Source organism: Enterocloster citroniae, assembly GCF_040545455.1.
GTDB classification, from domain to species: Bacteria; Bacillota; Clostridia; order Lachnospirales; family Lachnospiraceae; genus Enterocloster; species Enterocloster citroniae.
Genome location: NZ_JBEPLZ010000005.1, coordinates 312905 through 336201, shown reverse-complemented (window position 1 = coordinate 336201; position 23297 = coordinate 312905). Strand labels below are relative to the sequence as shown.

Annotated in this window: 24 protein-coding genes; 14 read left to right on the top strand and 10 right to left on the bottom strand. The window is 50.3% G+C overall.

All coding sequences use genetic code 11. From position 1 onward, the window contains the following. The first annotated feature begins 324 nt into the window (after positions 1 to 324). The 3 genes from ABID13_RS09405 to ABID13_RS09395 all read left to right on the top strand — a co-directional run bounded on the left by ABID13_RS09405 (position 325) and on the right by ABID13_RS09395 (position 2927). Positions 325 to 684 carry an ArsR/SmtB family transcription factor gene (locus tag ABID13_RS09405; RefSeq protein WP_045091382.1) on the top strand — a complete coding sequence of 120 codons (360 nt, stop codon included), beginning with the start codon at positions 325 to 327 and terminating at the stop codon, positions 682 to 684. Positions 685 to 726: 42 nt separating this feature from the next. Further along, positions 727 to 945, top strand: a complete 219-nt coding sequence (locus ABID13_RS09400) for a cation transporter (RefSeq protein ID WP_007862163.1) — start codon at positions 727 to 729, stop codon at positions 943 to 945. Positions 946 to 1061: 116 nt separating this feature from the next. Then, positions 1062 to 2927, top strand: coding sequence for a heavy metal translocating P-type ATPase (locus ABID13_RS09395; RefSeq protein ID WP_048929145.1), 1866 nt, complete (start codon positions 1062 to 1064; stop codon positions 2925 to 2927). Between the two features lie 81 nt (positions 2928 to 3008). Here ABID13_RS09395 and ABID13_RS09390 read toward each other — a convergent pair whose 3' ends face one another. After that, on the bottom strand, positions 3009 to 3578 hold the full coding sequence (locus ABID13_RS09390; protein WP_048929144.1) for a nitroreductase family protein: 570 nt from the start codon (positions 3576 to 3578) through the stop codon (positions 3009 to 3011). A 32-nt stretch (positions 3579 to 3610) separates the two neighbouring features. Further along, complete coding sequence (locus ABID13_RS09385) at positions 3611 to 3997, bottom strand: metal-dependent transcriptional regulator (RefSeq protein WP_007862155.1); 387 nt, start codon at positions 3995 to 3997, stop codon at positions 3611 to 3613. Positions 3998 to 4174: 177 nt separating this feature from the next. On the opposite strand from ABID13_RS09385, the gene ABID13_RS09380 reads away from it, so the two are divergent. Then, positions 4175 to 4351 (top strand): FeoB-associated Cys-rich membrane protein, encoded by a 177-nt coding sequence (locus tag ABID13_RS09380; RefSeq protein ID WP_082173784.1) that lies wholly within the window; start codon positions 4175 to 4177, stop codon positions 4349 to 4351. Positions 4352 to 4427: 76 nt separating this feature from the next. On the opposite strand, the gene ABID13_RS09375 is transcribed toward ABID13_RS09380, so the two are convergent. Then, the gene (locus tag ABID13_RS09375; protein ID WP_045091386.1) at positions 4428 to 5348 is read right to left on the bottom strand and encodes a LysR family transcriptional regulator; all 921 of its coding nucleotides are present in this window, start codon (positions 5346 to 5348) and stop codon (positions 4428 to 4430) included. A 195-nt stretch (positions 5349 to 5543) separates the two neighbouring features. On the opposite strand from ABID13_RS09375, the gene ABID13_RS09370 reads away from it, so the two are divergent. Next, the gene (locus tag ABID13_RS09370; RefSeq protein WP_045091387.1) at positions 5544 to 6971 is read left to right on the top strand and encodes a GntP family permease; all 1428 of its coding nucleotides are present in this window, start codon (positions 5544 to 5546) and stop codon (positions 6969 to 6971) included. A gap of 61 nt (positions 6972 to 7032) precedes the next feature. Further along, entirely contained in the window at positions 7033 to 8202 is a 1170-nt protein-coding gene (locus tag ABID13_RS09365; RefSeq protein ID WP_082173782.1) for a mandelate racemase/muconate lactonizing enzyme family protein, read from the top strand. A gap of 138 nt (positions 8203 to 8340) precedes the next feature. Here the strand turns inward: ABID13_RS09365 and ABID13_RS09360 are convergent, their stop codons facing one another. From ABID13_RS09360 to ABID13_RS09340, 5 genes are read right to left on the bottom strand one after another with little or no spacing between them, the layout of a single operon-like run. Continuing rightward, positions 8341 to 9453, bottom strand: a complete 1113-nt coding sequence (locus tag ABID13_RS09360) for an ABC transporter substrate-binding protein (protein ID WP_045091389.1) — start codon at positions 9451 to 9453, stop codon at positions 8341 to 8343. Positions 9454 to 9497: 44 nt separating this feature from the next. After that, positions 9498 to 10295: an ABC transporter permease gene (locus ABID13_RS09355; protein ID WP_007862129.1), complete on the bottom strand. Its 798-nt coding sequence runs from the start codon at positions 10293 to 10295 to the stop codon at positions 9498 to 9500. Then, positions 10295 to 11134, bottom strand: coding sequence for an ABC transporter permease (locus ABID13_RS09350; protein WP_007862127.1), 840 nt, complete (start codon positions 11132 to 11134; stop codon positions 10295 to 10297). The genes ABID13_RS09355 and ABID13_RS09350 overlap by 1 nt, the downstream gene beginning before the upstream one ends. Next, positions 11127 to 12203, bottom strand: a complete 1077-nt coding sequence (gene potA / locus ABID13_RS09345) for a spermidine/putrescine ABC transporter ATP-binding protein (protein WP_007862125.1) — start codon at positions 12201 to 12203, stop codon at positions 11127 to 11129. Before potA ends, ABID13_RS09350 begins: the two co-directional genes overlap by 8 nt. A gap of 37 nt (positions 12204 to 12240) precedes the next feature. Continuing rightward, positions 12241 to 12774, bottom strand: coding sequence for a helix-turn-helix domain-containing protein (locus ABID13_RS09340; RefSeq protein WP_007862124.1), 534 nt, complete (start codon positions 12772 to 12774; stop codon positions 12241 to 12243). Positions 12775 to 13080: 306 nt separating this feature from the next. Here ABID13_RS09340 and ABID13_RS09335 point away from each other — a divergent pair, with 306 nt between their 5' ends. From ABID13_RS09335 to rpiB, 3 genes are all read left to right on the top strand, one after another. Then, positions 13081 to 14142, top strand: a complete 1062-nt coding sequence (locus tag ABID13_RS09335) for a lactonase family protein (protein WP_045091391.1) — start codon at positions 13081 to 13083, stop codon at positions 14140 to 14142. 114 nt (positions 14143 to 14256) lie between these two features. Beyond that, positions 14257 to 15432: a chorismate synthase gene (gene aroC / locus ABID13_RS09330; RefSeq protein WP_048929143.1), complete on the top strand. Its 1176-nt coding sequence runs from the start codon at positions 14257 to 14259 to the stop codon at positions 15430 to 15432. 56 nt (positions 15433 to 15488) lie between these two features. Then, positions 15489 to 15929: a ribose 5-phosphate isomerase B gene (rpiB, locus tag ABID13_RS09325; protein WP_007862120.1), complete on the top strand. Its 441-nt coding sequence runs from the start codon at positions 15489 to 15491 to the stop codon at positions 15927 to 15929. Between the two features lie 62 nt (positions 15930 to 15991). On the opposite strand, the gene rbr is transcribed toward rpiB, so the two are convergent. Both rbr and ABID13_RS09315 read right to left on the bottom strand, forming a co-directional pair. Then, positions 15992 to 16531 carry a rubrerythrin gene (gene rbr / locus ABID13_RS09320; protein WP_007862118.1) on the bottom strand — a complete coding sequence of 180 codons (540 nt, stop codon included), beginning with the start codon at positions 16529 to 16531 and terminating at the stop codon, positions 15992 to 15994. 208 nt (positions 16532 to 16739) lie between these two features. Beyond that, positions 16740 to 17285, bottom strand: a complete 546-nt coding sequence (locus ABID13_RS09315; protein WP_007862117.1) for an NADH peroxidase — start codon at positions 17283 to 17285, stop codon at positions 16740 to 16742. Positions 17286 to 17626: 341 nt separating this feature from the next. Between ABID13_RS09315 and ABID13_RS09310 the strand changes: the two genes are divergently transcribed. From ABID13_RS09310 to ABID13_RS09290, 5 genes are all read left to right on the top strand, one after another. Next, entirely contained in the window at positions 17627 to 18532 is a 906-nt protein-coding gene (locus ABID13_RS09310; protein WP_227884217.1) for a sugar phosphate isomerase/epimerase family protein, read from the top strand. Between the two features lie 33 nt (positions 18533 to 18565). After that, on the top strand, positions 18566 to 19747 hold the full coding sequence (locus ABID13_RS09305; protein WP_048929142.1) for a sugar ABC transporter substrate-binding protein: 1182 nt from the start codon (positions 18566 to 18568) through the stop codon (positions 19745 to 19747). Between the two features lie 110 nt (positions 19748 to 19857). After that, a complete protein-coding gene (locus ABID13_RS09300; RefSeq protein ID WP_007862114.1) occupies positions 19858 to 21369 on the top strand; it encodes a sugar ABC transporter ATP-binding protein in 1512 nt (503 codons plus the stop codon). After that, positions 21353 to 22354 carry an ABC transporter permease gene (locus ABID13_RS09295; RefSeq protein ID WP_082082483.1) on the top strand — a complete coding sequence of 334 codons (1002 nt, stop codon included), beginning with the start codon at positions 21353 to 21355 and terminating at the stop codon, positions 22352 to 22354. The genes ABID13_RS09300 and ABID13_RS09295 overlap by 17 nt, the downstream gene beginning before the upstream one ends. 15 nt (positions 22355 to 22369) lie before the next feature. Next, complete coding sequence (locus ABID13_RS09290; protein WP_048929141.1) at positions 22370 to 23293, top strand: ribokinase; 924 nt, start codon at positions 22370 to 22372, stop codon at positions 23291 to 23293. Positions 23294 to 23297: the final 4 nt, after the last annotated feature.

The window sequence follows — 23297 nt, the reverse complement described above, 5'->3', positions numbered from 1 at the left end:
AATTTCAAAAAAGTTGTTATAATAATCTTGTTTTAGCATAGTTCCATTATAACATGGAACGGAGAGAAAGATGGTTGTTGTTAGCCATCTTTTTTTCTTTTTAGAGGATAAATTTCAGGGGCAGGCGTGACTCGCATGAGTCACGCCTGCCCCTGTTCGGAACCATCTATTTCCCGACAGCCCCAGGATTTTTTGCTTTAAAAAGTTTCCGGCTATTTAAAATTTGGGGTTGACATTTTTTGATTTGAGCATATAATGTAGATATAAACATATGAACAATAATTCATATGAACAGATGTGAATGAGAAAAAGGGGGTCAAGGCCATGGCGATAAACGATGTGGAGTGCTGTGATTTTTACCAGGTCCATGAGGATGTGGTTAAAGCTGTTAACAATAAGATGCCGGAGGAGGATGAACTCTATGACCTGGCAGAGATATTTAAGGTTTTTGGTGATTCCACCCGGATCAAGATACTGTATGTGCTCTTTGAGTCTGAGATGTGCGTGTGCGACATAGCGCAGCTGCTGAACATGAACCAGTCGGCGATCTCCCACCAGCTGAGGATATTAAAGCAGAACCGGCTGGTGAAGAGCCGCAGGGAGGGAAAGGCTGTGTTCTATTCCCTGGCGGACGGTCATGTGAGGACCATTATCAACCAGGGTATGGAACACATTCAGGAATAAAAGCAGTAGTTCTTAAAATAATAATAGATGGAGGATATGAAAATGAAAAAGAAATTCAAATTACAGGATCTGGATTGCGCCAACTGTGCGGCTAAGATGGAGGAAGCCATCAAAAAGATCCAGGGTGTATCGGATGCCAATGTGAGCTTCATGACACAGAAGATGACCATTGAGGCTGAGGACGGCAGGTTTGACGAGATCATGCAGGAAGTTGTAGCAGTGTGTAAAAAGGTTGAACCGGACTGTGTGATCCAGCTGTGATCCATATATGGTCCAGCTGTAATTTGGCTGTGGTCCAGCTATGATCCAGCTTTAATCCGGACTTGATCTTGCGGTGAGGAATTGCAGGCCATGCCTGTATTGGAAAGGAAATCGTTATGACTAAGAAACAAAAGGCAATGCTGGGACGCATCCTGCTTACATTTATCATATATGTTCCCATGGCGGTCGCAGACCATATGGATATGCTGCCGGCCGGTCTGGGAACCTGGGGAAAGCTGGCGGTGTACCTGATCCCCTATGTTCTGATCGGATGGGATATTGTGTATAAAGCCCTGCGCAATATACGGAACGGGCAGGTGTTTGATGAGAACTTCCTTATGACCGTGGCCACCTTTGGCGCATTCGGAATCGGGGAATATTCAGAAGCAGTTGCGGTTATGTTGTTCTATCAGGTAGGAGAGTTGTTCCAGAGTTACGCGGTGAACCGATCCAGACAGTCCATCACGGAGCTGATGGATATCTGTCCTGAATATGCCAATATAGAAGAGGACGGACAGCTTAAGCAGGTGGATCCGGATGATGTGCAGGTAGGGGATATCATTGTGGTAAAGGCAGGGGAGAGGATTCCCCTGGACGGCAAGGTGGTGTTCGGCGATTCCATGGTGGATACCTCGGCCCTGACCGGTGAGTCCGTGCCAAGGAAGGCGTCTGTGGGGGATGATGTGATCAGCGGCTGTGTCAATGGAAGCGGCCTTCTGAGGGTACAGGTTACAAAGGAGTTTGATGACTCCACTGTTGCCAAGATACTGGAACTGGTGGAAAATGCCAGCAGCAAAAAGGCACAGGTGGAAAATTTTATTACCAGGTTTGCCAGGTATTACACACCGGTAGTGGTCGTGGGCGCCGTGATCCTTGCAGTACTCCCGCCCCTTGTCTTTGGCCAGTCCTGGGCCGAGTGGGTGAGAAGGGCATGTACCTTCCTGGTAATTTCCTGCCCATGCGCCCTTGTCATATCCGTTCCCATGAGCTTTTTCTCAGGGATCGGCGCCGCGTCCAGACGGGGCGTGCTGATCAAGGGAAGCAACTATCTGGAGGCATTATCCGAGATGAACACCATTGTCTTTGATAAGACCGGAACTCTTACTAAAGGTGAGTTCAAGGTGACGGAAATACATGCGGCAGTTGGCACCCAGGAGTCACTTTTGGAACTGGCAGCACTGGCGGAGAGCTATTCCGACCATCCCATTTCCCGCTCCATTAAGGAAGCCTGCGGCCACGCCCTGGATATGAACCGCGTATCCGACACGGAGGAGATTTCCGGCCACGGTGTTAAGGCAGTGATCGATGGTCATGTGGTCCTTGCCGGCAACAGCAAGCTGATGAAGGAGATGAAGGTAGAATATACGGAGAGTCCCAGCATCGGTACAGCGGTCTACATTGCAATGGACGGAACATTTTACGGCTCCATCATTATATCCGACACCATCAAGGAGGAGGCGTATGAGGCCATCAGGAGCCTTAAACGGGTGGGAGTAAAGCGGACCGTCATGCTTACCGGCGACAAGAAAGAGGTGGGCGAGGCAGTGGCTGCCCGTCTGGGCCTGGATGAGGTCCATGCAGAGCTTCTTCCGGACGGTAAGGTAGCCAAGGTGGAGGAACTGCTGGCCGAACTGAAAGGAAAGGATAAGCTGGCCTTTGTGGGAGACGGGATCAATGATGCCCCGGTGCTTTCCAGAGCAGACATAGGGATCGCCATGGGAAGTATGGGGTCCGATGCAGCCATTGAGGCAGCGGATATAGTGCTCATGGATGACGATCCTTCCAAGATTGCGGATGTGGTGCGTATATCCCGCAAGACCATGACCATTGTAAAGCAGAATATCATATTTGCCCTGGGAGTGAAGGCCATTGTTCTTCTCATGGGGGCCTTTGGTATGGCCAATATGTGGGAAGCCGTATTTGCGGATGTGGGCGTGTCGGTGATAGCGATCATCAATGCCATGAGAGCGCTGTCCCTGTAGGACTTGAGTGGATGCAGGATCATACGATGGGATCATAAAAAGAGGAGGTCCGGATTAATGGACTCCTCTTTTATTCTGCGATCAGATCAGGATATCTTCCAAGCTTCTCTTGGGGACGTAGTGGGTCTGGTTCTCATCCCTGTAATACACCGTGTTTTGGTCCTCGCCCACAGGGACCATGACCACCTCTTCCTTTGGTTTCCCAAGAGCCAGAAGCAGGCCCACACAATATTTGTCCGGGTCCAGGTTAAGGATCTTCAAAAGTTCAGAGCGCCTGCAGTTTCCAATTATACATCCGCCATAACCCTTTTCCACAGCGCTGAGCATAATGGTCTGGGAGGTAATCCCTTCATCCCACTGTTTGTTCTTTCCTATGGAGAGATCACAGATAACGGCAATATATGCGCTTGGACGTTCACCCGGTTCAGGCCCGCCCCAGTCCTTTAACGCAGCGGCCCATCCGATGGTGGGAAACACCTTGGCGCACTGGTCGGGATCGCATATGATTCTGTATTTTAACGGCTGGGCATTGGCTGCACTGCCTGTGACCCTTGCAGTGTCCACCATATCCTTCAGTTCATCAAAGGGAATCCGCACATCTTCGTAAAATCTTCTGTAGGAACGGCATTGGTTCACAAGGTCTTTTAACATGGACATCTCCTCCTGTGCTTATGATGTTATGGTCATACCCCGTCCGGCAGTTCATGGCCCAGGGTAATGTGGCGCTTGATGGCTTCAAATGTCTGGGCGCTGAGAACATGCTCCATGCGGCAGGCATCCTCGGCCGCTGTCTTGGCATCCACTCCCAGGTAGATCAGCCAGTTGGACAGCATGGTATGGCGCTCGTACATGGTATCTGCAATAGTCTGCCCTGAGGCGGTAAGGGTAATGTGGCCCTGGTCATCCATCAGGATGTATCCGTTTTCACGGAGGTTTTTCATGGCAACGCTGACGCTGGGCTTGGAAAAATTCAGTTCATTGGCAATGTCAATGGAACGCACATATGGTTTTTCCTTTCCCAACATTAATATGGTTTCTAAGTAGTTTTCCGCTGATTCCTGTATCTTCAATGTAATAACACCCCCGTTTGTCTTTAACCTTAAGTGTAACATATAAAAAAAAGATTGACAAGAGAGTTAGAAAGTGCTAATCTGAAAACGAAGTTAGAATTACCTAACCAACGTGTTCTATAAACATTTGTGTAAATGATAAACCGGACGGACAGAGACAGAAGGGGGAATATATATATGAATCTTTCAACATTTATAATTTTAGTCGTACTGGCAGTGATCATAGGCGCGGTCATAAGGGGCATGATACGGGATAAAAAAGCAGGAAAGGGTTGTTCCGGATGTTCAGGGTGCTCCGGCTGCTCCTCAGGCGGCTGCGGTACCCATCAGGATGTTCACGGGGAACATCAATAGGAAAAGAGAAAACGGAACTGGACCTGACAGGGGGATCGATCTCCCGCAGTCGGATCCGGTTCCGTTTTTTATATCCTCAATTCCCCATCCGTTCCTTCACAAAATATTCCCCCACCAGGTCCATGAGATAATGGTCCGGCTCGCAGGGCTTAAAATTGCGTTTGGCGACAGTACATATGTTCCAGAAGACCCCGTCCCCAATGGAGAAATAGCTGATATGGGGGTTACTGTCCACATAGCTGAGCGGGATCACGGTAATCCCCAGGCCGCTTGCCACCATTTTCAGGGAAGATGAATGGTTGTTGATCTCGCAGATGATCCGGGGTGAGATCCGGTACTGTTCAAATACCGAGTTGGTGATATCCCGGATGGCTGTTCCTGAACAGGATATGATAAAGTTTTCATTCTTTACCTTGCTGATATCCAGGGCTTTCAGCGCTGTGCCCGGCCGCCTTTGGCAATCCGGCATTTTTCCCAAGGATACGGGCACGGCAAGCACAAGCTCCTCCCTGGACACGCTGACGCTGGGAAGTGAGACAGGTGCGTCATCCGCGACTGCCAGGATGGCTATATCCAGGGTTCCCTTTACCACCTGTTCCAGCAGGGGCTTTGTGGTATCCTCCAACAGGTTGACCAAATAATTGGGGTATTTCTGCTTGAATATTGGGTAGATTTCCGCAAACATTTCCCCTCCCCACTGGGGCGTGATCCCGATGGAAATATGCCCTGTCTTGGACTGTTCAATATCAGAAAGCTTTTTGTACAGGCTGCTCTGCAATTCCATCATGTTGCGGCAGGTTTCCTCATATAACTCCCCCGCATGGGTGAGGGTGAGTTCGCTGCGGTTCCTGGAAACCAGCTTAACCCCCAGTTCCTGTTCCTCCCTGGCCAGGAACTGGCTGAGAGTGGACTGGGACACAAAAAGATAATCCGCTGCCTTTGACAGGTTCCTGTATTTTGCAATGGCCATAAAATAAGTCACAAACTTCATCTCCATATATCAATCCCCCATTCCCCAAATGCTCAAAAAAATTAATACCTGGTATTAAATCCTTTCATTGGTGCCGGACCGCTTAAAATAGTATAATTCAAATATCACGTGAACGCAACAAGGGACTATGCCGGCAGCTGCCAATACAAATTTATTATGACTTACCGCCTGAAAAGGCGGTAGATGCAATCGGAGGGAAAGATGAATACTGTAACATATCTTATTATCTTACTGCTGTCAGTGGCAGTACTGATATTTTTGAATGTGAAATTAAAAGTGAACAGCTTTATGGCTCTTTTTGTCACTGCCGCAGCTTTGGGGATACTGTTTGGCGCCACTCCATCGGAAGCCCTGGCCGCGGTGAACAATGCCTTTGGATCCACCATTGGAAACATTGGTATGGTTGTGATCCTGGGGGCCGTGCTGGCCATGGGAGTCCAGGACTCTGGCGCAGCAACCGCGATCACCAATTTCTTTATACGCCTGTTTAAGGGAAAACGCCTTGAACTGGCACCGGCCCTCACAGCATTTATCATGTCTATTTCCGTTTTTGGGGATGTCACACAGCTTCTCACCTCCCCCATTGCAGCGCGTATCGGAAAGCGCAGGAACATCAGTATGTCCGTAATAACACCGTACACCATTGTGGGCGTGTGGCTCACCCACGGGGTGGTGCCTCCCTCGGCAGGGATTCTGGCCGTGTGCATCCTCCTTGGAGCGGACGTGGGAATGTCCATATTCTGGAGCATCCTGGTATGCCTTGCAACCCTTCTCATCACTTACGCGCTTACCATTGGGTTTATGAAGAAAACTGAATTTGTGGAGGCAAAGCCGGAATTTGTTACAGGAGTCGTGGAGGCGGACCAGGCCGCTTCTGTGGAGGAACTGTTGATCAAAGAGGACCGTCCCCTGCATCCAATAGCCGCTTTCCTGCCGCTAGTGGTACCTGCCCTGCTTATAACAGTGGGCTCCCTGGGGAACATGTTTTTCAAGGACAATGGAAACATACTTGCCGTGACCTCCTTTATAGGAGACAAAACCGTGGCAATGCTTATTGGTATCATCATCCTTCTGATAACCTGCGCTGCAAGAAAGGACCAACTGGTGGACGCTGCCAGGAATTCCGGCTCCCCTGTCAGCGACAAGCCCTCATTTTTGGAACTGGGTTTTGGAAACTGGATTGAGCGGGGGATCAAGGTAGCTGCCATGGTGATCATGATTACCGCCATGGGAGGAGCGTTCAGCACCATCCTTAAGAGCCATCCGGCTGTGAATGAGATCGCCAGTGCAGTGGTTGCCAGCGGTATTCCTATGCTGCTGATCCCCTTTGCCATCTCTGCGGTGATGAGGGCTGCATGCGGTTCCATGGCCACTGCCACCATGACGGCTGCCGGAATCTGCGCCCCCATCATGGGAGCCATGGGCCTTACACCGGTGGCGGTTGCACTGTCCATTGGTATGGGCTCCCTGCTCTTTGGCCATGTGAATGACAGCGGTATGTGGATGTGCTGCGAAATGTTTAACCTGAAGCCGGAGCAGTACTTAAAGTATGTTACTCCCATTACCACCCTGGCGGGGATCATTGGCTTTATACTGCTTTTTATCCTCAATACCATAGGATTACTGTAACAAAATATCTACCCTTGTCCACTGAGGGTATAATTAGTAGAAGGGAATATTATATCAGCTTATGAAGATCACATCCGTAAAAACCATCTTACTGAAATGGGAATGCCCTGTAATGAGTGATGCCCTGTCCGTGTGCACTGCCCGCCAGGCGCTTCTTGTAAAAATAGAGACTGACACTGAACTGTACGGCATAGGGGAGGCATTCTGCTATGGAAGCCCACTCCATGTGGGAAGATCCATTGTTGAGGAGCAGCTGGCCCCCATGCTCATAGGTCAGGATCCGGAACAGATAGAGAACCTGTGGCAGACCATGTACTGGCGCACCATTGCCAATGGCCGCAGGGGAGTTGTCATGGCTGCTGTCAGCGGAATTGATATTGCATTGTGGGATCTGCTGGGGAAAATGCTGAAGGCCCCTATCAGTACATTGCTGGGCCGCCACCAAGACCGGGTCCCTGCGTATGCCAGCGGCGGTTTCTATGCGCCGGGAAAATCCCTGGATGGGCTGGAACGGGAATTGGAAGGATATGTAAAGAAAGGATATTCTGCCATTAAGATTAAGATCGGACGCAATCCCCACATGCCCCACAATGCCATACGCTACACGGCGGACCAGAGCTTTGGCGTCAGCTACGAGGAGGATATGAGGCGTCTGGAGACAGCCAGAAGGATTCTGGGAAAAGGGAAGCTGGCAGCTGATATCAATGCGGCCTGGACTCCCATGCAGGTCCTTGCGGCCAGAAAGGACTTTGCCCGGGTTGGACTGGACTGGCTGGAGGAACCGGTCAGGTTTGAGGACAGGGAAGGGTGCAGGATGCTGGTGCGTGAGATGCCCGGGATCAGCCTTATGGGCTTTGAGACAGAGCAGGGATTAAGCAATTTTACGCATCTGGTGGAGGATCAGATGGTGGATATCGTACAGCCGGATATCGGCTGGGGCGGAGGGGTCAGTGAACTTGTAAAAATAGGCGCCATGGCTTTGGCCAACCACAAACCGGTTTCCCTTCACTCTTTTGGTTCCGCCATCCATTTTGCAGCAAGCCTTCAGGTGGCGGCCGCCCTGCCCAATACGGAATGCATAGAGTCGGAAGAAAATGAAAACATGCTGAAATCAGGGATCCTTACAACCCCCTTTGAGGCGGATGAACATATGAATTTTTATGTACCCCGGTCACACGGATTGGGCATAGAGCTGGACTGGGACGCGCTGGAGCAGTATGTGATCCTGTAGGTCCCCTACAAATTACTGGTAACAATTCAGGAACGCGGCATCCGGCCGTTACATTTATAAAACATACCGGAAAAGGCCCTGGGCGCTTCCTGCGCCCGGGCCTTTTCCATTACAATGATCCGCACATGGATCTTATATTTATTCGGATTTGATCTCTTTCCACATATCATTATAGATGGTATCCACGTCATCTCCCAGGTATTTGATGATCTCGCAGTTTGGCAGGCTGCGGATATCAGGGAACAGCGCTTTGTTGTTCTTTAACTCGTCATCCAGCAGGTCGTATGCGCCTTTGTTGGGTGTTGCGTAGGTGATATATTCAAAGTTCTTCTTGGCAATGTCAGGACGGCACAGGAAGTCGATCCATTTCTCGGCATTTTCCTTGTGCTCCGCATTGGCGGGAATTACCCAGGAGTCGATCCAGTAGTTGGTTCCTTCCTCGGGAATCACATACTCCAGGCTGTAGTCCAGGCCCTGGTCGGCCACTGCTTCCTGAATATAGAGCATTTCTCCGGAGTAGATCACGCCCACGGCTGCCTCGCCGCCGATCATCTTATCCCTTACCTGGTCAATGACATATGCCTGTACCAGGGGTTTCTGCTGGATCAAAAGGTCACGGGCCTGGGCCAGTTCGTCCGGGTTGGTGGAGTTTAAGGAATAACCCTCCATTTTCAGGGCAACTGTAAATGCGTCCCTTACGCTGTTCTGCATCAGGATCTCGCCGCTGAGACGCTCATCCCAGAGGTCAGACCACTTAGTGGGAGCCGGCACGCCCAGTTCCTCCAGCCGCTTGGTGTTGTAGAGGATTCCCATGGTGCCCCAGCAGTAGGGTACGGAGTACTTGTTCTCAGGATCAAATCCTTTGGAGATATCCAGGTAGTCCTCGCCGATCTCCTTATAGTTGGGGATGTTGTCAAGGTTGATCTCGGCCAGCAGATTGTTCTGGCTCATACGCTGGATCATGTAATCCGATGGGCAGACCACATCATATTTCACAGCGCCGGCCTCGATGACAGGGTACATTTCCTCATTTGTCTCAAATACATCATAGACAACCTTGATCCCTGTCTCCTCCTCAAACTGGGAGATCACATCCTCGTCAATGTATTCGCCCCAGTTGTAGACATTGAGCTTGTTGTCCTCTTTGTTTCCTCCCTCGGAGGAACCGGATTTGCCGCATCCTGTAACCAGGGCGGCGGACAGTACTGCAATGGAAGCAGCTGTCAGGGTGATGACCATTTTCTTTTTCATAATTATTCTCCTTTAGATCTCAAAATAGGTCAGAGTGGATCACTCTATGCTTGTTCCGGTTTTTTAATGGACCGGAAATTAACAATAATAAGAAGGATCAGCACTGTCAGGAAAATGATGGTGGACAGTGCGTACATGGACGGGCGGATACCGCGCCTCACCTCGCTGTATATGAGGGTGGAAAGGGTGTTGATACCGGCTCCCTTGGTAAAGTGGGTGATGATAAAGTCATCCAGGGACATGGTAAATGCCAGCAAAAAGCCGGAGAGCACGCCGGGCATGATGTCCGGGAACACCACCTTAAAAAAAGCGTAGGACGGGGACGCGCCCAGATCCAGGGCTGCCTCATAGGTATATTTGTCGGTCTGCTTCAGCTTTGGCATCACGCTCAGTATCACATAAGGTATGTTGAACGTGATATGTGATATGAGCACGGTCTTAAATCCCAGGGAAATGCCAAAGGCGATAAACGCCAGCATCAGGGATATGCCTGTTACGATATCAGCGTTCAGCATGGGTATATTGGTAATCCCCATCACAATGGTCTTTGGAACCGCCCTCATGGAGCCTATGGACAGGGCGGCGGCCGTGCCGATGACAGTGGCTGCCAGGGCGGACACAAAGGCAATGACCAGTGTGGTGGTCAAAGCGCTCATAATGGAGCGGCTGTCAAACATCTGGGCATACCACTGCAGGGTAAAACCGCCCCACTGTGTCCTGGACTTGGACTGGTTAAAGGATAATACCATCATGGTCAGGATAGGGGCATATAAAAAGATTAATATCAGCACCATATAAAAATCAGAAACAATTTTGCGCAGCGCTCTTGAACCTTTTGTCATCAGAATGCAGTCCCCTCTCCATTTTTATCGTATTTGGCGATCATGGCCATACTGATCAGGATAAAGACCATAAGTACCAGTGAAAGTCCGCTGCCCAGATGCCAGTTGCTTCCCCTGGTGAACTCCTGCTCAATGACATTGCCGATGAGAAGGATCTTGCTTCCGCCCAGCAGGTCGGAGATCACAAAGGTGGTCAGGGAAGGTACGAACACCATGGTAATGCCGCTTATGATGCCCGGGATGCTTAAGGGGAACCATATCCTGATAAAGCGCTGGAAACCGTTGGCCCCCAGGTCTTTGGCAGCGTTGATGATATTGTCGTCTATCTTGGACAGCACATTGTAGATGGGCAGTACCATAAAGGGCAGGAAATTATATACCATGCCCAGCACAATGGCTGAGGGCGTGTTGATCAGGGACTGTGTTGGCAGGTGCAGCCATGTGAGCAGTCCGTTGATCACCCCGTTCTTTTCCAGCAGTGTCTGCCAGGCCAGGGTCCTCAGAAGAAAGTTCATCCACATGGGAAGGATGAATATGAACACAATAAATCCTCCAGCCGCAGCCCCGCGGCCCCGGAGGATCATAGCCAGGGGATAGGCCAGGAACAGGCACAGGACAGTGCTCACCAGGGAAAGTCCCAGGGACAGCCACAAGGCTTTTGCATGGTCTGCTGACGCGATGGCAATGATGTTGGACAGGGTGACGGCGCCGTGTTTGTCGGTAAGGCCATACCACATGATCAGTGCCAGGGGTATCAGGGTAAAACCGATCATCCACAGCAGATAAGGTCCGGATAACAGCGCTTTGCCGATGGCAGCGCCTTTTTTCTCGCTATTCATTGACTCCCAGCGCCTCCTCATCCTCAGAAGCAGGTTTGTTCATGATCTGGATATCAAACGGCTCCACATGGATGCCAACCTGCCGGCCAACCGGGAACATGTCGGTGGAGTGTACCAGCCACTCAAAACCATCCGGGGTGGTTACCTCCATCTCATAGTGCACACCCTTAAAGATCAGATGGGTCACAACACCCTGTATACTGCCCTCCTCGGGTTTTACAAGATCAATATCTTCAGGACGGATCACAACGTCCACAGGCCTATTATTTCCAAAGCCCTTGTCAACACATACAAACCTGGCGCCGAAAATTTCAACCAGTTCATCCTTGATCATAATGCCGGGTACAATGTTGCTCTCTCCGATAAAGTCAGCCACAAAGGCATTTTCCGGTTCATTATAAATCTGTTCAGGGGAACCCATCTGCTGGATATATCCCTGGTTCATGACCACAATCGTGTCTGACATGGTGAGGGCTTCCTCCTGGTCATGGGTCACATAGATAAAGGTGATTCCCAGTTCATTCTTAAGGCGGATCAGCTCGTACTGCATATCCTGGCGCAGCTTCAGGTCCAGTGCGCCCAGGGGTTCATCCAGAAGGAGGACCCGGGGTTCGTTCACAATGGCCCTGGCAATGGCAATACGCTGCTGCTGGCCGCCGGACAGGGAATCCACGGTACGCTTCTCATAGCCGGACAGGTTCACCAGCTTTAAGGCGTATTTTATCTTATCATCAATGTAAGCTTTTGATTTGTTCTTGATCTTAAGCCCAAAGGCAATGTTTTCCGCAATATTCATATGGGGAAACAGAGCGTACTTCTGGAATACTGTATTTAACTGGCGTTTGTTGGGAGGGATCCTGGTGATATCCTGCCCCTCAAACATGACCTTTCCTGTGTCCTGTGTGGTAAAGCCGCCGAGGATACGAAGGGTGGTGGTCTTGCCGCAGCCGCTGGGGCCAAGCAGGGTGACGAAACTGTTCTCCTTAATGGAGAGGTTCAGGTCGTCCAAAACCATCTCACCGTCAAAACTTTTTGAAATGTGCTGTAAATCAATGAATGGCTGGCTCATGATAAATACGTTCTCCTTTTATCGTAATGTGAAGCTTCTAAAAGCTGGGCGGTGAGCTTACCCACAGCAGGAGTGCCCCGTTCTTGCTGGTCAGGTAATGTTTCTTGTCCGGGGTGAAATAAAAGGATTCCCCCTTTTTGGCCTTGTATGTCTTGGTCCCCAGATGAATGGAGACAGCCCCCTGAAGCACGTACCCGAACTCTTCTCCTTCATGGGGATTATCCGGATAAGTGGATCCTCCCGCCTTTAAGGTCAGGAGAATGGGCTCCATCACATTCTTCTGTGCATTGGGGATGATCCATTTGATCTCATTATTCAAGTCTGTGTCAATTTTTTCAAAATAATCCTGTTTACCGAATACAATCTGTTCGTCCGGTGTTTCGGTGAAGAAATCCCCGATGGTGGTGCCCAGGCACTGCAGTATATCCATCAGGGTTGCGATGGATGGGGAAGTCAGGTCCCGCTCAAGCTGGGATATAAAGCCTTTGGAAAGCTCGGCCCGGTCCGCAAGTTCCTCCTGGGTCAGACCCTTCAGCACCCTCAGTTCTTTTAATTTACTTCCGATCTCCATGGAAACCCTCCCTGTATCCCGGGTGTGTCTGCGGACACACTCTAATCTGAACAAAAAGTTTACAAATACTAACTGACTGTAAAATTAAGCAAAAAGTTTAGTAATAATAAACAAGCGCGAATTTCATTATACATTAAATTGATAGTATGTCAATACTTTTTTGTAAAGTTCCGGGCAACAATTTCATAAATATCCGGTTAACAAATTCACAAAATTATGATATGATGTTTTTAGCGCAGCGTCCAATGAAAAATCAGGGATTGGGCCGGCATTAAGACGGACGTGAATCAGGGAGGTAGAACAGGTATGAATGGAAAATATATGGCATATGTAGGATCCTATTCTTACACCGGCAAGGCCAAGGGAATCACAGTGTATGATGTGGATGTGGAAAAGGGTGTGTTTAAGGAGCGGTGTGAGGTGGAAGTGGACAACTCCTCCTATGTCATTGCTTCCAGCGATGGAAAGACCTTGTACTCCATAGCAGATGAAGGTGTGGTATCCTTCCGTATCCTTCAGAACGGAAGCCTGGCCAGGCTGAACAGTTCTCCCATACGCGGTATGAGGGGCTGCCATTTGTGCACGGATGTGAAGGACGAGTATGTGTTTGTGTCCGGCTACCATGACGGCAAGACCACTGTGCTGAGCCTGAATAAGGACGGTTCCGTGGGTGAGATCGTGGATGAGGTTTATAATAAAGGTTACGGCAGTGTGGCGGAGCGAAATTTCCGCTCCCATGTAACATGTACCAGAAGGATGCCTGACGGCAGGTATGTCCTGTCCGTGGACAACGGCACGGACCAGGTAAAAGTTTACCGGTTTAATGATAAGGATAAAAAACTGGTCCAGGTGGATGCCATCCACTGTGACCTGGAGTCGGCACCCAGACATTTCCGCTACAGTTCGGACGGAAGATTCCTTTATCTGATGCATGAACTCCAGAATGTGATCAGCGTGTATTCCTATGAGACCGGGGACAGGGCGCCGGTGATCGAGAAGATCCAGACCATTTCCACCACGGCCACCAAGAATCCGGGCAATCTGACGGCTGCCTGCGCCATGAGGCTGTCTCCGGACGAAAAGTATATTTACTGCACCAATGCAGGTGAGAACACGGTGACGATCTACAGAAGGGATGAGGAATCAGGACTGCTGACCATGATCAGCTGCCTGCCTGTCAGCGGCGAATATCCCAAGGATGTGGCTATTTTCCCGGATCAAAAGCACATTGCGTCCATCAACCATGACAGCGGCTCCATCAGTTTCTTTGAGGTGAATTATGAAAAAGGGCTTTTGGTCATGTGCGGACGCAGCATCAGCGTGAACCAGCCCAACTGCTGTGCCATTGCCAGGATCGGCAGGTCATAGCAGGGGATGTGATGAGGGTGTATTATCAGGCGCACGATCAGGGTATACTATCAGAACATAGGATACTGTGGGCAGAACAAATACGGGCATGATATGGAGGCAGGATAAGGATACATGGCAGGTTCAACATATGGAACAATTTTAAAAGTTACTACCTGGGGTGAATCCCATGGAAAGGGGATCGGCGTGGTCGTGGACGGGTGCCCGGCCGGCCTTCCCCTGACTGAGGCGGACATCCAGGTGTATTTGGACAGAAGAAAACCAGGACAGAGTAAATTCACCACGGCCCGCCAGGAAGGGGACGTGGTGGAAATTCTTTCAGGGGTATTTGAGGGCAGGACCACGGGAACGCCCATTGCCCTGGAAGTGCGCAACACGGATCAGCGCTCCCACGACTACGGCAACATCATGGATGTATATCGTCCCGGACATGCGGATTATACCTTTGACTGTAAATATGGGTTTAGGGATTACCGCGGCGGCGGGCGTTCCTCAGGCCGTGAGACTACCGGCCGGGTGGCTGCAGGGGCTATTGCCTGTAAGCTGCTTAAAAGCCTTGGAATCACTGTGAGGGCTTATACCCGGTCCGTGGGTGAGATAGAGATCAATGACCAGGCGTTTCAGTTGGATGAGATGTGGAACAACCGCCTGTATATGCCGGATGCCGGTGCGGCGCAGAAGGCCCAGGCCTATCTGGAGGAGATGATGGCCAGGAGGGATTCCTGCGGAGGCGTGGTGGAGTGCGTGATCCAGGGAATGCCTGTGGGGGTGGGTGAACCGGTATTTGAAAAGCTGGACGCCAACCTGGCAAAGGCCATTCTGTCCATTGGGGCAGTGAAGGGATTTGAGATCGGGGACGGTTTTGAGGCCGCCAGGGCTCTTGGGTCATCTAACAATGACGGGTTTATCATAAGCCGGGAAGGCAAAGAAGACGGCAAAGAAGACAAAAAAGAGGACGGCGGAGGGAACGGAAAAAGGGCCGGACAGGAGTATAAGGTGGTCAAGAGCAGCAACCACTCCGGGGGCACCCTGGGAGGTATCAGTGACGGCAGCGATATCGTGATCCGGGCAGCATTTAAGCCAACCCCATCCATTGCCAGAAGCCAGCACACGGTCACCAGGACCGGACAGGAACTGGATATTGAGATCAGGGGACGTCACGATCCCATCATTGTGCCAAGGGCCGTGGTGGTGGTGGAGGCCATGGCTGCGCTGACAGCGGCCGACCTGCTGCTGGTGTCCATGACATCCAGGCTGGACCGGATCCAGGGCTTTTTTGGACGCGGATAGAATTGTGCATTTAAGGGATAAAGAAAACTGACGCATCAGGAGATAGGAGAAAGATTATGAAAATCGCAATCGGTAATGACCATACAGCCATCGAGCTGAAGGAGATCATCAAAGAGTTTGTGGAAAGCAAGGGATATGAGGTTATTGACCTGGGAACCAATTCAACGGAAAGCTGTGATTACCCTGTATATGGGGAAAAGGTGGGAAAGGCAGTGGCTTCAGGAGAGGCTGACCTGGGAATCGCAATCTGCGGCACGGGCGTTGGGATCTCCCTGGCTGCCAACAAGGTAAAGGGTATCCGCGCATGCGTGTGCAGTGAGCCTTACACGGCCAAACTTTCCAGAATGCACAACAACTCCAATGTCCTGGCTTTTGGCGCCAGGGTGGTGGGAAGTGAACTTGCCAAGATGATCACTGAGGCGTGGCTGGATGCCAAGTTTGAGGGCGGAAGACATGAGCGCAGGGTGAATATGATCATGGAGATCGAGAATCAGTAGGATCATAAAAGCAGGGCCGGGATATGAAGTTTCCCGGCCCTGCTTTTATGATAGGGTATGAATTAATAATTCTCAACTTTTCTCTCAAAGTAAGCTCTTGGATGTGCACAGCATGGACATACTTCAGGAGCTTCCTCGCCCTCATGGATGTATCCGCAGTTTCTGCACTTCCAGCCCAGAGGAGCATCACCCTTAAAGGTCTTGTCGTTCTTTAAGCTGTTTAACAGGGTGTTGTATCTTCTCTCATGAGCTGCCTCAACCTTGGCAACCAGTTCAAACTTAACAGCCAGTTCCTCAAAGCCTTCCTCACGCGCCTCACGCGCCATACGTGCGTACATGTCGGTCCACTCGTAGTTCTCGCCTGCAGCAGCGTCAACCAGGTTCTCCTCAGGAGTTCCGATCCCGTGAAGCTCCTTGAACCACATCTTAGCATGCTCCTTCTCCTGATCGGCGGTCTCCAGATATAATGCGGACATCTGCTCATAGCCAGCCTTCTTAGCTGCGGATGCATAGTATGTATACTTATTGCGTGCCTGGGACTCTCCGGAGAATGCGTCCTTTAAGTTCTGTTCTGTTTTAGTTCCTGCGTATTTTGATGCCATAGTTTTACCTCACCTTTCTCTTTTGAATATTATATATTGCTGCCGTTTACTGCTAATTCCTATTGTATCCTTAAATTTCAAATATTTCAATCCATATTTTGCTAATTCCTCCTTTGTAACTGACAGCCGGTGTTAAGGGCAGTGCAGGCAGCCTTGGGGAGACCGCCTGACCGTTTAAAAGGAGGGTTCTATTGATTATGCTAACAGATTAGCCGAAGTATCTATTTAACAGGCCTTCAAATGCCTTGCCGTGGCGTGCCTCATCCTTGGCCATCTCATGAACCGTGTCATGGATCGCATCCAGGTTCAGGGCTTTGGCTCTTTTAGCCAGGTCGAACTTGCCGGCAGTAGCGCCGTTCTCAGCAGCCACTCTCATCTCCAGGTTCTTCTTAGTGGAGGAGGTGACAACCTCGCCTAACAGCTCCGCAAACTTGGCAGCGTGCTCCGCTTCCTCAAAAGCAGCCTTTGCCCAGTACATGCCGATCTCGGGATATCCTTCCCTGTGGGCGACTCTGGACATGGCCAGGTACATGCCAACCTCAGAGCACTCACCCTCAAAATTAGCCCTTAAATCCATCATGATATCTTCAGGAGCGCCCTGGGCAACCCCTACCTCATGCTCGCATGCCCATGCCATCTTGTCAGCTTCCTGCTCCTTGAACTTGGATGCAGGAACGCCGCACTGTGGACATTTCTCAGGTGCATTCTCGCCTTCATAAACATAACCGCATACTGTACATACCCATTTCTTCATAACTTATATTCTCCTTTTTGATTTATGATTAAATGTTTTGTTTCTATCAATAATAGTAATTGTTACTGATATTAATATAATACAAACAACCCCATAAGTCAATAGATTTTTAAAAATATTTAAAATATATTTGTGCAAATCCCGGGTTGGAAATACTGCTGAAAAGAAATGAAAAGTATTAAGGGGCCAGGGAAGAACGCCAGGGGGAAAATGAAGAAAAATGAAAAAATAAGAAAAAAAGTAAAAATAGTTGACAAAAAATAAAAATAATTATATATTATTACTAACAATATGAAAGAAGGTGACAAAATATGAAATTTTCTGGAAGAATGAACTCTTTTATGTTTAAAGGAAATTATGATCTGTTCCAAACCATAGATGCATACCGAAACCTGGAGGGGATCACCCACCTGGAGTTTAATTACCCGGAGCATGTGGACGGTTATGATCTGGATGAAATCAGGGAGCATATGGGCGGCCTGGGGGTGAACGGGGTTGCCTTAAGATTTCGGGGCAATGAGTTTGCTGAAGGAGAATTTACAGGCACCCGTGAGGATGTGAGCAGACGTTCTGTTCAGCTTTGCAAGGATGCTGCGGATGCCTGTGAGGCGCTGGGGGGAAGTGTTATAACAATATGGCTTGGGTTTGACGGGTTTGATTATCCCTTCCAGGTTGACTATGAGAAAAACTGGGACAAGATCGTCAGGGCGTTCAGGGAAGTGGCGGATTACGCAGGAGGCAAGGGGCTTAAGGTGAGCATTGAGTATAAACCATGTGAGCCCAGGGCATTTTCCATGATCGATGGCATAGGGCTGACCCTGCAGATGATCGATGAGGTGGACCGGCCTAATATCGGAGTTACCCTGGATTTCTGCCATATGCTGATGAAGCGTGAGAACCCGGCTTATTCCCTGGCTTTGGCTGCCAGGAAGAATAAGCTGTACGGGCTGCATATGAATGACGGATACGGGGAACTGGATAACGGTTTGATCTTTGCCTCTGTGAGCATGCCCCAGGCGCTGGAGTTTGTGTATTACCTTAAGAAATACAATTATGACGAAGTGGTATTTTTTGATTCCTTCCCCATCAGGGAGGAGGCGCAGCAGGAGGTCAGCGCCAATATCAAGGCGTTTAAGGCACTGTCAAACGCCATTGACAGCTATGGTATGGACCGGATCGAGGAGGTTATAAAAGAACAGGATGGTATCAAGGCTCAAAAGCTGGTACTGGACATGTTCTCAAAATAATAAAAAGGAATCCAACAAAAGGAGGAGCAAGCGATGAGAAAAAAGGTATTGGGAATTTTGGTTACATCAGCAATTGTAGGGGCCATGTTAATGGGATGTAGTTCAGGCGGCGGCAGTACCGCAGCGGTCCAGACAACAGCCCCTGCGCAGAGCGAGGCCCAGTCCCAGGAGACAAAAGGGGAGGATAAGGGCGCGGAAGCTGCAAAAGAGGAGACTGAGGCCGTGGTCAGCGAAGGTTTTAATCCTGATAAGGAGGCGGGCGTCAGCATTGAGGATGTGCGTGAGGAATTTGGAGCAGAGGTCCCTTACGGAAGCCAGGATATCGTAGTCGGGGCAGTTGCCAAGCAGTTCCAGAATGAATACTGGCGCACCCTGAAAGAGGGATATGAGGAAGGAGCCAGACTGGCATCCGAGGCAGGGGTAAAGGTTACCATCGATGTCCAGGCCGCCCTGGATGAGAACGATGAGCAGGGACAGCTTGCCATCCTTAATAATATGATCAATAAAAAATACTCTGTGCTGCTACTGTCTCCCATTTCTGACGGAAACCTGGTGCCGGGTGTTGAGAGCGCGGTTGAGAAAAACATACCTGTGATCAATGTAAACGATGGCCTGATTGCAAATGCACCTAACTTTGTAGGGCCAAAGGCAGACCAAAACGGTGAACTGGCAGCGGAGTGGATCTCCAAACAGCTGGACGGCAAGGGTCAGGTTGCCATTGTGATCGGTATGCCCAAGGCATTTGCCGCAAGGCAGAGGACCGAAGGCTTTGAAAACTGGATGACGGCAAATTCACCGGACATTGAGATTGTTGCAAAGCAGAATGCCGACTGGGACAGAAACAAGGCCAAGGAACTGGCTGAAACATGGATCAAGAACTATCCCGACCTGAAAGCGATCTTCTGTAACAATGACGGGATGGCCCTTGGTGTTGTGGAAGCGGTCAAGGAATCCGGAAAAGATATCCTGATTGTAGGTGTTGACGGAATCGGCGAGGCCTATGATTCCATCAGAAAGGGTGAATTAAGCGCAACCATTGATTCCTTCCCATTCTACAAGGCGCAGATCGCCCTTGAATGTGCCCTGCGTGAACTGGCCGGACAGAAGCTTCCAAGAGTTATCTGGACGCCGCAGGCCCTGATCGATTCCACCAACGTGGATACTGACGCAAAAGAGATCATTAATTGGGTTCCCACAGAATATAAAGCCCAGTAATATACAGCTCAGCAGAATACAGCTAGTAATATACAGGATCAATACATGGGGCCAATGCAGAATGCTCGGTAGGGCTTTGCACAGGCCCCATAGCTGAAAGGGGCTTGCAAATGGAAAAATCAATCGAGTTTAGGCAGATAGGCAAACAGTTTTCCGGCGTCAGGGTACTAAAGGACATCAGTTTTTCCGTGTGTAAGGGGGAGGTCCATGCGCTGTTAGGGGAAAACGGGGCCGGCAAATCCACGCTGCTGAATATCCTTCATGGGGTTTACCAGGAATATGAGGGCAGTATTTGGCTTAACGGCAGTCAGGTATCTTTTAAGAACCCCAATGAGGCCATTAGGAAAGGCCGCATTGTTAAGGTACACCAGGAGATCAATGTGGTGAGGGATCTGACTGTTGGCCAGAACGTTACCCTGGGATATGAGCCCCATCATGGCATGATAGTGGATTACCGCACGCTGAACAGGACTGTGAATGAGATATTGGACAGGTTAAAATGCGATTTCAGGGCTGAGGACATGGCCAGCCGCCTGACGGCAGGCGGGATGCAGATGCTGGCCATTGCCAAAGCCCTTTTTCATAAGGCGGAGGTGATCTCCCTGGATGAGCCCACCGCCTCGCTGACAACCGGGGAAACGGCTGAATTGTTTAAGATTATCCGGGAGCTAAAGGAGTCAGGCATTACCATCATCTATGTAAGCCACAGGCTGGAGGAGATTTTCCAGATCTGCGACAGGGCTACGATCCTGAGGGACGGGGCTTATATTACCACCCTGAATGTGGGGGATATCAGCAGGGAGACCCTGATCAGGCACATGGTGGGCAGGGATGTGAATGCGGTGGCATCCAGAATGAGAGAGAGCTGTGTCCGGGATGAGGTGGTCCTTAAGGTTCAGGGTCTGAGCCGTAAAGGGGTATTTGAGGACGTCAGCTTTGAACTGAGAAAGGGTGAGATATTGGGATTTGCCGGTCTGGTGGGAGCGGGAAGGACCGAGGTGATGAGGGCGATCTTTGGAGCGGATGCCAAGACGGCCGGACACATTTTCCTAAAGGGCAGGGAGGCGGCCATACATAATACCCAGGACGCCCTGCGCCTGGGAATCGGCCTTCTTCCCGAGGAGCGCAAAACCCAGGGCTTTATCAATATGATGAGCAACATAGATAACGCAGCCCTGTCCTCCCTGGAAAAATATTTGACCAACCACTTTGTGGATGAGAGGAAAAAACGAAAGAACTATCTGAAGTATGAGAGTGAACTGAACGTCAATCCCAAGAAGCCGGATTATATGACCCAGAACATGTCCGGGGGAAACCAGCAGAAGATTATATTGGCCAGGTGGATGTCCACGGATGTGGATATACTCATTTTCGATGAGCCCACCAAAGGCGTGGACGTGGCGGCCAAGGCGGAGATATACAGGCTGATGGAGGACATTGTCCACAATGGAAAATCCGTGATCGTGGTGTCCTCAGAACTTCCGGAGGTCATGGGTATCAGCGACCGCATTATTATTATGTGTGAAGGAAAAAAGACAGGGGAGCTGCAAAAGGAAGAGTTTGCAGAGCAGGTGATCCTAAATTACGCAATGGGAGGAAAAGACAATGGGGAAAGAGAATAACAGCCGGCAAAAGGCCGTATCGCGGATGATGTTCAGCGGTTCTGTCCGTGAAATAGGGGTTTTTGTTGCTTTGATCATCATGGTCATCATATTTGCGCTGATTGACTCCTCTTATGTGACCGTGGGAAATTTTGTGGATATTGTAAAGCAGGCCACCATTAACGGGATCCTGGCCATCGGCATCACCTTTGCGATCATTTCAGGGGGAATCGACCTGTCCCTGGGAAGTACATTCGCCATTGTCATTGTGGCGGTCGGACAGCTTACGGTACTGGGTGTGCCGCCTGTAGCCGCCATATGCGCAGGCGCGGTGCTGGGAACCTTTATGGGATCCATCAATGGACTGCTGGTCACCAAGATGAGGCTGCAGCCATTTATCGCCACCCTGGGCACCATGAGCGTATTCCGGGGTATCGCCTATGTGGTCACAGGCGGATGGCCGGTCCTCAACATACCGGATGCGTACAGAAAATCCCTGGGGGCAAAGGTGATCGGGGATGTGCCCATATCTATCTTTGTGCTGTTTGCCATCGCGGTAATCGCCCATATCCTGCTTAAGAAGACCAGGTTTGGAAATTATCTCTTTGCCGTGGGAGGCAACGAGGAGGCGGCAAAACTGTCGGGCGTGAATGTGGACAGGACAAAGATCCTTGCATATTCCATGTGCGGGTTCTGCGTAGCATTTGCCGGCATGATCATGCTGGCCAACCTGGGCACCGGCGAACCGGCCACCGGACAGGGATATGAACTGGATGCCATCGCTGCCTCGGCTATTGGCGGAACCCGTATGGCGGGAGGAAAGGGCAGTATTTTGGGCACCTTTTTAGGCGCATTGCTGTTGGCAGCCCTGAAGATCGGTCTGATCATCACCGGGGTCAGCACCTTCTGGCAGTATATTGTGACAGGTATCATCATTGTCATAGCAGCCTATTTTGAGGTGATACAGAGCAAGTTGTCCTCAAAATTTTCAAAGTCACAGGCATAAGGACGGATGGTGAAAATGGAGGGAAAGGCAGTTGTAATAGGAAGCCTGAATTATGACATTATTCTAAAGACAGACAGGATGCCGTACAAAGGTGAGACGCACCAGGCAAAAAGCGCGGAGTTCTGCTGCGGGGGCAAGGGCGGCAACCAGGCGGTGCAGTGCGCCAGGCTGGGGATCAAGACCTATATGGCCGGCAATGTGGGCATGGATGTAAATGGTCTAAAGCTTCTGGAGGGTCTGCAGAAATACGGGGTGGACACGGAATTTGTGAAACGCAGAAACGGCAGCAGCGGCATGGGAGTCGTACACACACTGCCGGATGGGAGCGTGTATGCCTCCATTACCAGGGGCGCCAATTATTCCATGGGTACGGAGGACATTGATGGGATACGCTGCCTGCTGGATGAGCATACGGTTGTCATTCTGCAAATGGAGATCCCGGAGGAAGTGATCCGGTACGCCATTGAGACGGCTGCAAAGGCCGGATGTACCATCCTGTTTAATATGGCACCGGCTGCAAAGATCCATAAAAGATATATGAAGCTTTGCGGTTACCTGATCATGAATGAGGTGGAAGCTGAATTTTATACAGGTGAAGCAATTGACTCTGTGGAAAAGGCAGAGGAGGCATTAAAGCGTTTTGCAGGGGAGATGGGGAATGTCTGTATCTTTACCTTGGGAAGTCTGGGGGCGGTGGCCTGTAAAGGAGAACGGCTCTGTTACAAGGGATCCTATCCGGTCGCGGCAGTTGAGACCACCGGGGCCGGGGACTCCTTTGTGGGCGGCCTGGCATACGGCATCCTAAACCATATGGAGCTGGAGGATATGCTGGATCTTGCCACCTGCTGCAGCGCCCTGACCGTACAGGATACGGGCGCACAGGACTCCATGCCGGATATTGGACAGGTGTTGGATTTCCGTAATAAATGGTTGAAATGAGACC

Coding starts and splice junctions, on each gene's coding strand:
- ABID13_RS09315 (WP_007862117.1), bottom strand. CDS start 17,285: ATGAAGAAATGGGTATGTACAGTATGCGGTTATGTTTATGAAGGCGAG.
- ABID13_RS09340 (WP_007862124.1), bottom strand. CDS start 12,774: ATGGAGATCGGAAGTAAATTAAAAGAACTGAGGGTGCTGAAGGGTCTG.
- aroC (WP_048929143.1), top strand. CDS start 14,257: ATGGCAGGTTCAACATATGGAACAATTTTAAAAGTTACTACCTGGGGT.
- ABID13_RS09360 (WP_045091389.1), bottom strand. CDS start 9,453: ATGAAAAAGAAAATGGTCATCACCCTGACAGCTGCTTCCATTGCAGTA.
- ABID13_RS09300 (WP_007862114.1), top strand. CDS start 19,858: ATGGAAAAATCAATCGAGTTTAGGCAGATAGGCAAACAGTTTTCCGGC.
- ABID13_RS09290 (WP_048929141.1), top strand. CDS start 22,370: ATGGAGGGAAAGGCAGTTGTAATAGGAAGCCTGAATTATGACATTATT.
- ABID13_RS09310 (WP_227884217.1), top strand. CDS start 17,627: ATGTTTAAAGGAAATTATGATCTGTTCCAAACCATAGATGCATACCGA.
- ABID13_RS09400 (WP_007862163.1), top strand. CDS start 727: ATGAAAAAGAAATTCAAATTACAGGATCTGGATTGCGCCAACTGTGCG.
- ABID13_RS09390 (WP_048929144.1), bottom strand. CDS start 3,578: ATGTTAAAAGACCTTGTGAACCAATGCCGTTCCTACAGAAGATTTTAC.
- ABID13_RS09370 (WP_045091387.1), top strand. CDS start 5,544: ATGAATACTGTAACATATCTTATTATCTTACTGCTGTCAGTGGCAGTA.
- ABID13_RS09405 (WP_045091382.1), top strand. CDS start 325: ATGGCGATAAACGATGTGGAGTGCTGTGATTTTTACCAGGTCCATGAG.
- ABID13_RS09355 (WP_007862129.1), bottom strand. CDS start 10,295: ATGACAAAAGGTTCAAGAGCGCTGCGCAAAATTGTTTCTGATTTTTAT.
- rpiB (WP_007862120.1), top strand. CDS start 15,489: ATGAAAATCGCAATCGGTAATGACCATACAGCCATCGAGCTGAAGGAG.
- potA (WP_007862125.1), bottom strand. CDS start 12,203: ATGAGCCAGCCATTCATTGATTTACAGCACATTTCAAAAAGTTTTGAC.
- ABID13_RS09395 (WP_048929145.1), top strand. CDS start 1,062: ATGACTAAGAAACAAAAGGCAATGCTGGGACGCATCCTGCTTACATTT.
- ABID13_RS09380 (WP_082173784.1), top strand. CDS start 4,175: ATGAATCTTTCAACATTTATAATTTTAGTCGTACTGGCAGTGATCATA.
- ABID13_RS09365 (WP_082173782.1), top strand. CDS start 7,033: ATGAAGATCACATCCGTAAAAACCATCTTACTGAAATGGGAATGCCCT.
- ABID13_RS09305 (WP_048929142.1), top strand. CDS start 18,566: ATGAGAAAAAAGGTATTGGGAATTTTGGTTACATCAGCAATTGTAGGG.
- ABID13_RS09295 (WP_082082483.1), top strand. CDS start 21,353: ATGGGGAAAGAGAATAACAGCCGGCAAAAGGCCGTATCGCGGATGATG.
- ABID13_RS09350 (WP_007862127.1), bottom strand. CDS start 11,134: ATGAATAGCGAGAAAAAAGGCGCTGCCATCGGCAAAGCGCTGTTATCC.
- rbr (WP_007862118.1), bottom strand. CDS start 16,531: ATGGCATCAAAATACGCAGGAACTAAAACAGAACAGAACTTAAAGGAC.
- ABID13_RS09375 (WP_045091386.1), bottom strand. CDS start 5,348: ATGGAGATGAAGTTTGTGACTTATTTTATGGCCATTGCAAAATACAGG.
- ABID13_RS09335 (WP_045091391.1), top strand. CDS start 13,081: ATGAATGGAAAATATATGGCATATGTAGGATCCTATTCTTACACCGGC.